The following is a 12,758-nucleotide window of genomic DNA, read 5'->3' on the forward strand; positions in this document are numbered from 1 at the left end:
TGAAACCTTGCTAAATACTTGCTCCATGGATCTGCGTCTGTTGTCGTTTGCCCTGGGGGCAAGCTCCTCGCTACTTTGGCCCTGGTTACCCTCGATGGCATGGGGAGGCGTGCTGCTGGCCCTCGCCATCCCGCTCGCCCATGGCCGTCATTGGCGGCTGCTGTTTCTGTTGCTCGGCATGCTCTGGATGCAGTGCAACTTGCAGTATCGGTTGGCCTGGCTGGAGCGGCTGGAGGTGCAGACCAGCCACATCATAACCGCACGGGTGCAAAGTACGGAGTCTCAGGGTGATAAATTTGTCCGCCTGCTGCTGCGGGTCTCGACCCTGGACGACAGGCCCCTCAGCCCGGAACCCCTCGTTCGCCTCAACGCCTACCAGGCGCTGCCGCCCATGACGGCCGGCAGCCTCATCACCCTGGTGAGCTCCCTCAAGCCCGCTCACGGGCTCGCCAACGAGGCGGGGCTGGACGGACGGCGTCTGCTGCTCGGCAAGGGGATCACGGCGACCGGCAACCTGCGCAGGATCATTGCAATAGAGGCCGTGGCCCCGGGCTGGCGCGAGCGCTGGCTGGCCGAGGCCGACGCCGGCTGGCGGGGCCTGAGTCAGGCTCCCTTGCTGGCGGCGCTCACCTTCGGCGAGCAGGAGGGCATCACGGATGAGCAGTGGACGCTGTTTCGCGGCAGCGGCCTGACCCACATCATCGCCATCTCGGGCCAGCACATTGCCCTGGTGGCCGTACTCGGCTGGTGGCTGGGCCGCCTGCTCGGGTTGCGCGGTGCCATTATTGTCTCCCTGCTGTTCGCCGCCACTTACAGCGCCCTGGCGGGATTCGCGGTGGCGACCGAGCGGGCGCTCATCATGGTGGGGGTGTGGAGCCTGCTGCGCTGGTTGAAGCGGGACTGGCCCCCTCATCGCATCTGGTTGTGGGCTTTCGTGGTGATCGCGCTGTGGGATCCGCTCGCCCTCTATTCGGCCGGATTCTGGCTCTCCTTCCTGGCGGTGGCGCTGTTGCTGCTGGCCAGCCTGCTGGATGACCGCCCCGGGCTGGTGCGCCTGCAGAGCCTGTTGCTGCTCGGCCTGCTGCCCCTGCAGCTGCTGCTGTTCGAGGGCATGGCGCCACTGGCCCTGCTGCTCAATCTGCTGGCGCTGCCGCTGTTCTGCGTCGGGATCATCCCGCTCGCGCTGATCGGCGTGCTGCTGGCGCCGCTCTCCACCACGCTGGCCCACGGCCTGTTCTGGCTGGCCAATCTGGGGCTGGAGGGGGTGCTGTGGGGGCTCGGCCTGCTGGCCGATCATCTGCAGCTCTGGTGGCCGGTGCCCGGCTGGTTGATGCCCGCCAGCGTTCTGTTGCTCCTGCTGTGGGGGGGCTGGCAGTGGCCGGGCGGCCGCGCCTTGCTGCTCCCGGTGGGGGCGGCCCTGTTGCTGGCGGCCTGGCCCGCCCCCACCCCCTGGCAACTGCGGGTGCTGGACGTGGGACAGGGCCTGTCCGTGCTCATCACCCGCGGGGAGCGGGGCATCCTCTACGACACTGGGGATCGCTATCCCGGCGGCTACAACATGGCCGATGCGGTCATCTTGCCGCAACTCGATCGGCTCGGGGTGCGGGTGCTGGATGCGCTCATCATCAGCCACAAGGACAGGGACCATGCGGGCAACCGACGCGCCATACTGCAGGCCCTGCCGGTGCGCCGCGAGCTCTCCTCGTTCCAGTTCGATCGGTCAACCGAGCTCTGCCGGCGCGGTCAGCAGTGGCGCTGGCAGGGGCTGGCGTTCAGGGTGCTCTGGCCCGAGCGGCCGGGGGCCGGCCACAACAACGACGGCTGCGTGCTGCAGATAAGTGACGGCCAGCACAGCATCTTGCTCGCCGCCGATATAGAGAAGGAGGCGGAGCGCCGCTTGCTGGCGCTGGAGGGGGAGGGGCTCGCCAGCACCCTGTTGGTGAGCCCGCACCATGGCAGCCGCACCTCCTCGACCCCGGGCTTCGTGGCGGCGGTGCAGCCGGCCTTGGTCGTACACAGCGCGGGCTATCTGAACCAGTGGCAGTTTCCCCGCCCCGAGGTGGTGGCGCGATATGCGGGCGCCAGGCAGTGGGTGACCGGTCAGGAGGGGGCCATTTTGATCGAGGCGGGCGACGCCGGGCTCGAGATCCGGGCCGAGCGTGAGCAGGGGCCCTGGTATCGGCGTGGGGGCGCCTGGTGGCGGCCGAGGCTTTGGCCGGAGGAATAAGCCGTCGCTCCCTTCTCTTCACCCAGCTGGCTCAGCTTTGAGCCGGTGGCGTCAGGTGCCGGAAGGATGACTGGCTTTGGCTTGAGCAATAATCCGTCATTTCCCTTTGAGGCGGGGGGGTGGGAGATGGCAACGTTTGGTGGGGTCCAGCCTTGGCTTGGACAATAATCCGTCATTTCCCTTTGAGGCGGGGGCGAGGGAGATGGCAACGCTTGGTGGAAACCCAAGCTTTGGCTAGAATAGCCCGTCATTTCCCTTATTAACGGCTTTTCATGCAACAAGAAACCTCACAAGAGAGCTGGCCCGTCTTCAAGCGCCTGCTCGGTTATGTCCGGGATCGCAAGCTGGGACTGGTCGGCGGCATCATCGGCATGCTGGGCTATGCGGCCGTGGATACCACCTTCGTCTATTCCATCAAGCCGCTGATCGATCAGGGGCTGAACGGCAACGACAGCACAGTGCTGAAATGGATGCCCTTCTTCGTGCTCGGCATAGTGGCCCTGCGCGGCTGCGCCGCCTTCCTCTCCAACTACTGCATGGCCTGGGTCGGCAACCATGTGGTGATGCGGCTGCAGCAGCAGGTGTTCAGCCACCTGATGGCCATGCCCATGAGTTTCTTCGATCGCCAGAACACCGGCAACCTGCTCTCCAAGGTGACCTACGACGCCGGTCAGGTCTCCTCCGCCGCCAGCTCCACCCTGGTCTCGCTGGTACGGGAAGGGGCGACCGTGGTCGGTCTGCTCGGCCTGATGTTCTGGCACTCCTGGCAGCTGTCGGTGATCTTCCTGGTGGTCGGCCCGGTAGTGGGTGTGCTGATTGGCCTCATCAGCCGCCGTTTTCGCAAGATCAGCCGCCACATCCAGCAGGCGGTGGGCGACATCACCACCTCGACCGAGCAGATGCTCAAGGGTCATAAAGAGGTGCTGATGTTCGGTGGCCAGCAGGTGGAAGACAAGCGCTTCTTCCAGGTCAGCAACCGGATGCGTCAGCAGACCATGAAGATGGTGGCGGCGGATGCCATCGGCAGCCCCATAGTGCAGATGGTGGCCTCGGTCGCCCTGGCGGTGTTCCTCTACGTGGCGACCATCGACAGCGTCAAGGCGACCCTGACCGCCGGTACCTTCACCGTCATGGTCACCTCCATGATGATGCTGCTCAAGCCGCTCAAGAGCCTGACCGACGTGAACAACCAGTTCCAGCGCGGCATCACCGCCTGCCAGAGCCTGTTCGGTCTGCTCGACTCCACCCCGGAAGAGGACACCGGCACCCGCACCCTGGAGCGGGCCCGTGGCGAGATCGAGTTCCGCAACGTCACCTTCACCTACCCGACCAAAGACACCCCGGCGCTGCACAACATCAGCTTCAAGGTGGAGGCGGGCAAGTCAGTGGCCCTGGTGGGTCGCTCCGGCTCCGGCAAGAGCACTATCGCCAGCCTGCTGACCCGCTTCTACGACATCGAGCAGGGCGAGATCCTGCTGGACGGCGTCAACATCCGCGAATATCGCCTGAGCGAGCTGCGCAAGCAGTACGCCCTGGTCTCCCAGCATGTGCATCTGTTCAACGACTCGGTGGCCAACAACATCGCCTATGCGGCGGAGGATCGCTACAGCCGCGAAGAGATCCAGCAGGCGGCCCGCATCGCCCATGCCGACGAGTTCGTCAGCAAGATGCCCCAAGGCTATGACACCGTGGTCGGTGAGAACGGGGCCTCCCTCTCCGGCGGCCAGCGTCAGCGTATCGCCATCGCCCGCGCCCTGCTGCGTGATGCCCCAGTTCTGCTGCTCGACGAGGCGACCTCGGCGCTGGATACCGAATCCGAGCGCCACATCCAGGCGGCCATCGATGAGCTGTGCAAGGCGCGCACCTCGCTGGTCATCGCCCACCGCCTCTCCACCATAGAGAAGGCGGACGAGATCCTGGTGATCGACGAGGGCCATATCGTCGAGCGTGGCAACCATGCCGCCCTGATGGCCCAGCAGGGTACCTATGCCCAGCTGCGCGCCATCCAGTTCGGTAACGTTTCTGTGGGTAACAAGGGATAATGCTGGATCGGCTCTGGTATGGGCGAAGCGGCTGGCGCTGGCTGCTGGCCCCCTTCGCCCTGCTGTTTGCCATCATCAGCGGCGCGCGTCGCGTCGCCTATCGGCGCGGTTGGCTCAAAAGCTATAGGGCCAGCCTGCCGGTGATCGTGGTGGGCAATCTCTCGGTGGGGGGCAACGGCAAGACCCCGGTGGTGGTCTGGCTGGTGGAGCAGCTGCAGGCCCGTGGCCTGCGCCCCGGCGTGGTCAGCCGCGGTTACGGCGGCAAGGCCCCCCATTACCCTTACCGGCTGGGCGCCACCAGCACCACCGCCGAGGCGGGGGACGAGCCCGTGCTCATCGCCAGGCGCTGCGGCTGCCCCGTGGTGGTGGCCCCCAAGCGCAGCGATGCGGTGCGGCTGCTGGAGCAGAGCGGTGAGGTGGACATCATCATCACCGACGACGGCCTGCAGCACTATGCCCTGGCCCGTGACCTAGAGCTGGTGGTGGTGGACGGCGTGCGCCGCTTCGGCAATGGCTGCCTGCTGCCCATGGGGCCGCTGCGCGAACCCATGACCCGCCTGAAGCGGGTCGATGCCATCATCTGCAACGGCGGTACCCCCGCCAGGGGCGAATACGCCATGCGGCTGGTGGCCGGGACGCCGCGTCGGGTGCGGGATGATGCGCCCGCCACCGAGCCCTTGCCGCCGGTGATCGATGCCCTGGCGGGGATCGGCCACCCGCCCCGTTTCTTCGCAACCCTGGCCGCGCTGGGCTACGAGTTGCGGCAGCGCGTCGGCTATGCGGATCACCAGGCGTTCGATCCCGAGGAGCTGCTGGCCCGCTTTGACCAGCGGCCCCTGCTGATGACCGAGAAAGACGCAGTCAAGTGTCGGGCCTTTGCGCCGGATAGCTGGTGGTATCTGCCGGTCAGCGCCGAGTTGCCGGCCTCCTTGCTCGACAGCCTGTTGCACTCCCTGAAGACGGCTCGCCCCGACGCGGGAGAATAAGACATCGCATTGCCCGGCCTGCGCGCCGGTACGACTGCGCTGAAGGCGCCTGCTTGTGGTGCCGGATGCTGAATATCAAATTGATCGAGATATGTTGAAGGCGCCGCGCTGTGGCGCTGAATATTGAATGGCTCGAAGTCGTTGAAGGAGCCGCGTTGTGGCGCCGGATACTGGTATCAAATTGCTCGAAATTGTCGAAGGAGTCTCGTTTTGGCACTGGATATTAAATTGCTCGACATCATCGCCTGCCCGGTTTGCAAGGGGAAGCTGCACTACGATAAGGCAGCTCACGAGCTGATCTGCCGCTTCGACAGACTGGCCTATCCGCTGGAGGAGGGGATCCCGGTGCTGCTGGAGAACCGGGCTCGCCATCTGCCCCTGGAAGAGCTGAAGCCATGAGTTTCGTCGTCGTCATTCCGGCCCGCTACGCCTCTACCCGGCTGCCGGGCAAGCCGCTGGCGGACATCCATGGCAAGCCCATGGTGCAGCACGTGGTGGAAAAGGCCCTGCAGTCCGGTGCCGAGCGGGTGATAGTCGCCATCGATGACGAGCGGGTGCGCAGCGCACTGGCGCCGTTCGCAGAGCAGGCCGGCGTCGAGCTGTGCATGACCTCGGCCGATCATCAGTCCGGCACCGAGCGCCTCGCCGAGGTGTGCCGTCACTACGGCTTCACCGCCGAGACCATCATAGTCAACGTGCAGGGGGATGAGCCGCTCATTCCGCCCGCCATCATCCGCCAGGTGGCTGACAATCTGGCCGGCGCGAGTGCGCCCATGGCCACCCTGTCCGTGCCCATCGTGGATGCCGAAGAGGCGTTCAACCCCAACGCGGTCAAGGTGGTGACGGACAAGGATGGCTACGCCCTCTACTTCAGTCGCGCCAGCATCCCCTGGGACAGGGATCGCTTCGCCCAGAGTCAGGAGCAGATCGGGGCACATTACCAGCGCCACATCGGCATCTACGCCTATCGCGCCGGCTTCATCCAGCGCTATGTGGACTGGGCGCCGAGCCAGCTCGAGCAGATCGAGGCGCTGGAGCAGCTGCGGGTGCTCTGGTACGGGGAGAAGATCCACGTGGCCCAGGCGCTGGAAGCTCCCCCGGTCGGGGTGGATACCCAGCGCGATCTGGACAAGGTGCGTGCGTTGCTGGCCCTTTGAGGTCGGAGTGCCCATCCGAGAAAAACGGCGCCAAGAGGCGCCGTTTTTCTATTGTCGCTCAGACCGGGGTTGGGATGTCCAGAGCCATCGCTGTCCGAGCCGGATAACCAAACTGAGCCTCCGTCAGCAGCTGTACCAACTGCAGCGGGGTCGTACAACCCATCTTCTTCATCATGTTGTGGCGGTGGATCTCTGCGGTGCGCAGGGCGATGCAGAGTCGATCCGCTATCTGCTTGTTCTGCATGCCCTCCTGTACCAGTCCCATGATCTCCCGCTCCCGTGGCGACAGCAGCTCGAGCCGTGCCTGCAGCACCTGGCGGGCGAGCTGATGCTCATGTGCCGCGCGGCTGTGGGCGCAGGCGCGGCCGATCGCCGCCAGCAGCACAGTTGAGTCCACCGGCTTCTCCAGCAAGTCGAAGGCGCCCTGCTTGAAGAGGCTGACCGTCGTGGCGACATCCGCCTCACCGGTGAGGAAGACGATGGCAAGGGTATTCGGGAGCCGGTTCAGCGCCTCCTGCAGCTCACCGCCGCTCATCCCCGGCATGCAGAGATCGAGGATCAGGCAGCCAGGTTGGTTCAGATCGACCTCGGCCAGGAAGCTGCGGGCCCCGTCATAGCTCTGCAGCCTGATCTGCACCGCCTCCAGCAGCCAGCCCAGCGACGCCCGCACGGCGGGATCATCGTCGACCAGATAGACGTTATCCTTCATTCCTGCTCTCCTTCTTCCTGTGGCTGGAGCGGTAGCGAGAAGGCGATCACCGCCCCCTGCGGCACCGCTTCCGCCCAAATGGTGCCCCGATAGGACTCGATTATCCGCTTGCAGATGACAAGGCCGAGGCCCAGCCCCTCTTTCTTGCTGGTGTGAAACGGCACGAAGAGATGGGCCCGCTGCGCCTCTGTCATGCCTGTGCCGTTGTCATGAATGCTGATGGTCACCCGATTGGCCTCTATCCGCTGGCGGATGGCGATGGATGGCGGTCGGGTGTCGGGGTTGAGCGCCACCGCCTCGCTGGCGTTGCAGAGTAGATTGACCAGCACCTGCTGCATCAGGGTAGGGTCGATCCGCAGATGGACGGGTTCCCCCTGTGGCAGGTGCAGGCTGATGCGCTGACGCACGAACTGGTCGTGGAAGAGTGGCAGGGTACCGCGCAGCAACTCGTCGAGGGAGATCAGGCGATCCTGCACCTCACCCTTGCGCATGAAGTCGCGCAGCCGGGCGATGATCCCCTTGGCCTGGCTCACCTGGGCGAGGGCCAGGTCTAGCCCTTGCTCGACGTCGGCCAGCGCCGGCGGTACCGCCGCCAGACGCAGCCGACAGCCCGCCAGATAGTTGTTGAGGGCCATCAACGGCTGGTTCAGCTCGTGGGCCATCCCGGCCGCCAGTTCGCCGGATAGCAGCACCCGCTGCGCCGAGAAGAGCTGGCTCTGCTGCTGGTTCAGACGCTCGGCGGCGAGGCGATTGTCGGTCAGCGCCCGGGTCAGCCGCGCGTTGCTCTCCTTGAGCTGGCGGGTGCGCAGCTGGATGAGGTACTTGACCCTCAGGTGATAACCCCCCAGTAGCAGCAGTCCCCCCAGGGCGATCAGCAGCCAGCCGCGATACTGATACCAGACCTGCACCGCCAATGGTTGCGCGTTGGCGGCGTCCAGCTGCTGTTGCAGGGCAATGACGGCCGCGTCCTTGACCGGTACCGTCCAGTGCCGATAGTGGCCGGCCCGGGCGGCGGTCGAGTCGGTGGGGATCTCCAGCAGCACCTTGGCCAGATCCCGGGCGAAGCCCTCGTTGACGTGGGCCATCTTGGCCAGGCTCAGGGTGGGATAGAGCGGGGTCGAACTCTGGCAGGGGAGCACGGATTGGGGTTGCGGCATGATGACGACGAATTGATCGGCGTCATAACGACCCTGGGCGATGGCCTGCTCCAGGATGCAGGTCGGCAGTATCGCCACCTCGGCGCTCCCCTCCGCCAGGTGGCGCAGCAGATCCTCCTGCGGTAAGCCGGCGAAGACCAGGTTGGGGAAGGCCTCTTCGGGGTGAAGCCCGGCCTTGAGCCAGAGCCCCTGCATGATCTGAAAGCCGCCGAAGGCCTCCGGGCTGGTGGCGACGATGCGCCTGTGTCGCAGCGCCTGCCAGTTGTCGATTGTGGGCGCATCGGCGCGGCCGATGAGGGTCGAACCGACCGCCTGCTCGGCCGAGCCCCGCAGGGGGCTGAGGCTCAGCAGGCGTACCGCATCATGCTGACGCTGATAGTCGAGAAACTTGAGGCCATTGCTGATGACGAAGTCCAGGGTGGCGGAGGCGACGAGCTGGTTGAGGCTGCGCACGTCTCCGCTCACCAGCAGAAACTGATACTGCGGCAGGCGTCGATTGAGGTAGTCCACCGTCGGTTGCCAGCGGGCCTTCTCGGAGTCGGGCTGATCGAAGGCGATGACACCGATGCGGATCACCGGCCTGAGGTTGGCCTGCCACTCTTTGGCGGGGGTCGGCCCGAGCCAGCTCAACCAGAGCAGGGAGGCACAGAGGATGAAGCGGCCCATGAATTCGTGGCTCCTGGAGGGGGACATGGGGAAGGAGACCCAATAGGCATCACCGCGTCCTTGATGCAGATCAAGCCCGGCGCCGATCTGCGGTCAGCCACTATGGAGCGGCGACCGCGCATTATGGACCATGGCGCTCTTCTTCAGTAGCAGAGAGTGCATCATGCAAGAGAATTCCAATCGTTCCCGGCGCGATTTTTTGACCAAGGGCCTGCAGACAGCCGCCTTTGCGTCCATCGCCGCCGCCCTGCCCGCGGCTGCGGCCGCCAGTCAGGCCCAGAGCTGTATAGACCCGACTCAACTGCCCTGGGATGAGGAGATGGACATTCTGGTCGTCGGTAGCGGCATCGCGGGCTCCGTTGCGGCCATCAAGGCGGCAGAGACCCGGGCCGGCATGAAGATCGTCATCGCCGACAAGATGTCTCGTCTCGGCGGCTCCTCCCTGATCTCCGGCCTCAATATGGCGGTGGTCGGCTCCCGCTGGCAAAAAGAGATGGGGGTGACGGATGACAGCTGGGAGCTGCTCTATGCGGACATGGAGAAGGAGTCCAAGGGCTTTAATCATCCCGAGATCAGCAAGGTCGTCGCACAAAATAGCTTGCAGCTCTTCGACTTCATGGCCGAGCACGGCGTCGAATATGACAAGAGCATGGGCAACGGCACTGGGGTTAAAAACCTCGGCGGTCACTCCCGCGCCCGGGTCGTATGGCCAAAAGAGGGGGGGACCGGCGTCATCAAGAACCTGCATGGCTACATGGCCAAGCACCTGCCCAACATCGAGATCCGCAAGCGGGTCAAGCTGGAAGAGATCTATCGGGATGCGACCGGCCGCGTGGTAGGGGTGCGGGTGCGCGAGGAGTATTTCTTCGATCTGAATACCCCCGACTTCGGCCGCAACGACGATCCCGCCTTCAACGGTACGGGTGTCACCAAGCTCTACAAGGTGAAGCGGGCGCTGGTGATGGCCTCGGGTGGCTTCAATCAGGATCGCAAGTTCCGCGGCGATGAGATAGGCGTGCTGCACGATTGCGTCTCTACCGCCAGTCCAGGCGCCACCGGCGGCGCCCTCAAGTGCATGATGCAGGCGGGCTTCAAGCCGGTGCACATGACGCTCTTCCGCTTTGCCTTTGCCATCCCCACCGAGGACATCAACTGGGGCATTCTGGTGAACCCGCAGACCTGCAAGCGGTTCATCAACGAGCACAACAACAACGACCGTCAGGGCCTGGGGCTGGCGATCCTGGCCGAGCGGCGCAAGCTCAAACCCGGCCAGCAGGCGATCCTCATCTATGACCAGACCGGGGTGGACAGTTATCACGACAAGCAGCGCTTCCAGCTCTCGCTGGAGGCGAAAAATGGCACCGAGGGCACCATCTGGAAGTTCGACACCCTGACCGCATTGGCGGCCCGCTTCGAGATGGATCTGGACAAGCTGGAGGCGACCATCGCCGAATACAACGCCAACATGGCCAAGGATCAGGATGCCTTTGGCAAGCCAAGAGCCGTGGTGGGCAATGCCATCGCCATCGGCAAGGCGCCCTATTACGCCATGTATCTCAATCCCCGTTACAACTACAGCCAGGGTGGCGCCCTCATCACCCCCAGGGCCGAAGCGCTGGATGTGGTCAGTCAACAGCCGATCCCCGGCGTCTTCGTCTGCGGTGAAGCCGCCGCCGGTACCTTCGGTTATATCCGATTGACCGCCTGCAGCAGCCTGGATAGCGGTGTCTATGGCATGATCGCCGGCGAAAATGCCGCTAAAACAGAGCCTTGGGCTTAAGGAGCAGAGGAATGAGACCATTATTCCTGACCCTGATGGCGCTGGCGGGCCTCTGGTTTGGCGGCGGTGCCTTGGCCGAGCCTCCTGTCACGGCGATGACGCCCGTCTCCCCGGCGGCCAGCCATAGCCTCAAGCCGCATCATGGCAAGCTCGGCTTCACCTGTGAGAACTGCCATCAGGGGAAGGACCCCAAGCAGTATCAGCGGCTCAAGACCGAGGACTGTCTGGCGTGCCACGGCAGCGCGCAGAAGGTGGCAAATCGCACCCGTTTCATGGATGCGAACCACACCAATCCGCACAACTCGCTGCACGACAAGCTGGATCTCGATTGCTACGAGTGCCATGCCGAGCACAAGCCGTCCCAAAATCTCTGCCAGACCTGCCACGACAATACCCGTGACTGGTTTGGTCCCACCCCCTAGGAGCCTTGTTGATGAATCGAATGAAATTCGGTCTACTGTTGGCGTGCGTCCTGGGTCTGGTCTCTCTGGGGATCAGCCTGATCGGGGCCGAGGTGGTCAAGGCGACCGGTGACGAGCGCTTCTGTGGTTCCTGCCACGAGATGAAACCCATGGTGGAGGCCTATCGGCATGATATTCACGGGGGTAGCAACAGGGTGGGCTTCAAGGCGGAATGTGCCGATTGTCATCTGCCCCATGACAACACCTTCAACTACCTGCTGAAGAAAGCGACCAGTGGTCTCAACGACGTCTACAAGGTGACCCTGACCGATACCAGCAAGATCGACTGGCTCGGTAAGCGGGATAGGCGCGAGGAGTTTGTCTACGATTCGGGCTGCCTCTCCTGTCACCAGGGACTGCTGGAAAAAACGGTGGCCACCAACCCCAAGTCACTGCAGATGCACGCCCATTACCAGGAGATGCAACAAAAAGGGGAAGAACTCCAATGCGTCTCTTGCCACGTGACCATTGGCCACAACGGCGAGCTGCGCAGCCGCTTCAACGAGACCCAGCCGGAATATCAATTCCAGCATGATCTGCGGGCCAGGGAGGCGGCCAAGGCGGGCACGGCCAAGTAATCGCCCTTTACCCTGCCTTAAAAAGCCCTGGATGGAAATTCGGGGCTTTTTTCATTGTTGTGGTGGTCTGCGGCGACGAACCGCTTCAAAGTTGAATCTGTATATAATTATTTGATAATAAACAGTATTCACGAGCAGTTTCAAACTTTCACAGGGCATGGTTTGCCAAATCATCGAGTTTGGTTATGATGCAAGACGCCGTGTTAACCCTAACTGGCATATAACGAGATAAAAAACGGGGTGTATGGGTGATTAATGTATTCCTGGTCGATGATCATGAGTTGGTGCGTACAGGGATAAGACGCATTTTGGAGGATGTCCGCGGGATCAAGGTGGTGGGCGAGGCACAGAGCGGCGAGACAGCCGTGACCTTCTGCCGGCAACACCACCCCGACGTGATCCTGATGGACATGAACATGCCGGGCATCGGCGGCCTGGAGGCGACCCGCAAGATCCTGCGGATCCGGCCCGATGTGCGCATCATAGTGCTGACCATTCATTCAGAGAACCCGTTCCCCACCAAGGTGATGCAGGCGGGCGCCGCCGGTTATCTGACCAAGGGCGCGGCCCCGGACGAGATGATCCACGCCATCCGGCTGGTGCACTCCGGCCAGCGTTACATCTCCCCGGAGATCGCCCAGCAGATGGCCCTGAGCCAGTTTGCCTCGGCCGACGAGAACCCCTTCAAGTCTCTCTCCGAGCGCGAGCTGCAGATCATGATGATGATCACCAAGGGGCAGAAGGTGACCGACATCTCCGAGCAGCTGAACCTGAGCCCGAAGACGGTCAACAGCTACCGTTACCGCCTGTTCAGCAAGCTCAACATCAATGGCGATGTGGAGCTGACCCATCTGGCCATTCGCTATGGCATGCTGGATGCCGACACCCTGTAACCGGAAACCCTGATGCGCAAGAGGCGGCCCGGGCCGCCTCTTGCTTTCCGGTGCCTTTTGCTTTCGGGTGGCGGGGCGCAGTATCCTCTGCTCATGAGCCTT

General features: G+C 63.6%; 11 protein-coding genes. 9 read left to right on the forward strand and 2 right to left on the reverse strand.

The window, feature by feature from the left end; translation table 11 throughout:
- The first annotated feature begins 25 nt into the window (after positions 1-25).
- From AACW18_RS16960 to kdsB, 5 genes are all read left to right on the forward strand, one after another.
- Complete coding sequence (locus tag AACW18_RS16960; RefSeq protein ID WP_218389396.1) at positions 26-2,227, forward strand: DNA internalization-related competence protein ComEC/Rec2; 2,202 nt, start codon at positions 26-28, stop codon at positions 2,225-2,227.
- Between the two features lie 272 nt (positions 2,228-2,499).
- Positions 2,500-4,269 (forward strand): lipid A ABC transporter ATP-binding protein/permease MsbA, encoded by a 1,770-nt coding sequence (msbA, locus tag AACW18_RS16965; protein WP_218328263.1) that lies wholly within the window; start codon positions 2,500-2,502, stop codon positions 4,267-4,269.
- Positions 4,269-5,255 (forward strand): tetraacyldisaccharide 4'-kinase, encoded by a 987-nt coding sequence (lpxK, locus tag AACW18_RS16970; protein ID WP_218389302.1) that lies wholly within the window; start codon positions 4,269-4,271, stop codon positions 5,253-5,255. Before msbA ends, lpxK begins: the two co-directional genes overlap by 1 nt.
- Positions 5,256-5,465: 210 nt before the next feature.
- Positions 5,466-5,654 (forward strand): Trm112 family protein, encoded by a 189-nt coding sequence (locus AACW18_RS16975; protein WP_042654587.1) that lies wholly within the window; start codon positions 5,466-5,468, stop codon positions 5,652-5,654.
- A complete protein-coding gene (kdsB, locus tag AACW18_RS16980) occupies positions 5,651-6,412 on the forward strand; it encodes a 3-deoxy-manno-octulosonate cytidylyltransferase (RefSeq protein WP_218328261.1) in 762 nt (253 codons plus the stop codon). The genes AACW18_RS16975 and kdsB overlap by 4 nt, the downstream gene beginning before the upstream one ends.
- A gap of 58 nt (positions 6,413-6,470) precedes the next feature.
- Here kdsB and AACW18_RS16985 read toward each other — a convergent pair whose 3' ends face one another.
- Positions 6,471-7,121 carry a response regulator transcription factor gene (locus AACW18_RS16985; RefSeq protein ID WP_218389303.1) on the reverse strand — a complete coding sequence of 217 codons (651 nt, stop codon included), beginning with the start codon at positions 7,119-7,121 and terminating at the stop codon, positions 6,471-6,473.
- Positions 7,118-8,944, reverse strand: a complete 1,827-nt coding sequence (locus AACW18_RS16990; protein WP_218389304.1) for a sensor histidine kinase — start codon at positions 8,942-8,944, stop codon at positions 7,118-7,120. Before AACW18_RS16990 ends, AACW18_RS16985 begins: the two co-directional genes overlap by 4 nt.
- Positions 8,945-9,107: 163 nt before the next feature.
- Here AACW18_RS16990 and AACW18_RS16995 point away from each other — a divergent pair, with 163 nt between their 5' ends.
- The 4 genes from AACW18_RS16995 (at position 9,108) to uvrY (ending at position 12,656) form a co-directional block, all read left to right on the forward strand.
- Positions 9,108-10,724 carry an FAD-dependent oxidoreductase gene (locus AACW18_RS16995; protein WP_218389305.1) on the forward strand — a complete coding sequence of 539 codons (1,617 nt, stop codon included), beginning with the start codon at positions 9,108-9,110 and terminating at the stop codon, positions 10,722-10,724.
- 11 nt (positions 10,725-10,735) lie between these two features.
- Complete coding sequence (locus AACW18_RS17000) at positions 10,736-11,146, forward strand: cytochrome c3 family protein (RefSeq protein ID WP_084228397.1); 411 nt, start codon at positions 10,736-10,738, stop codon at positions 11,144-11,146.
- A gap of 11 nt (positions 11,147-11,157) precedes the next feature.
- Positions 11,158-11,763, forward strand: coding sequence for a cytochrome c3 family protein (locus AACW18_RS17005; protein ID WP_218389306.1), 606 nt, complete (start codon positions 11,158-11,160; stop codon positions 11,761-11,763).
- Between the two features lie 248 nt (positions 11,764-12,011).
- The gene (gene uvrY, locus AACW18_RS17010; protein WP_011706579.1) at positions 12,012-12,656 is read left to right on the forward strand and encodes a UvrY/SirA/GacA family response regulator transcription factor; all 645 of its coding nucleotides are present in this window, start codon (positions 12,012-12,014) and stop codon (positions 12,654-12,656) included.
- Positions 12,657-12,758 lie beyond the last annotated feature (102 nt).

Origin of the sequence: Aeromonas sp. sia0103 (assembly GCF_963895295.1) — a bacterium.
GTDB lineage: Bacteria > Pseudomonadota > Gammaproteobacteria > Enterobacterales > Aeromonadaceae > Aeromonas > Aeromonas encheleia.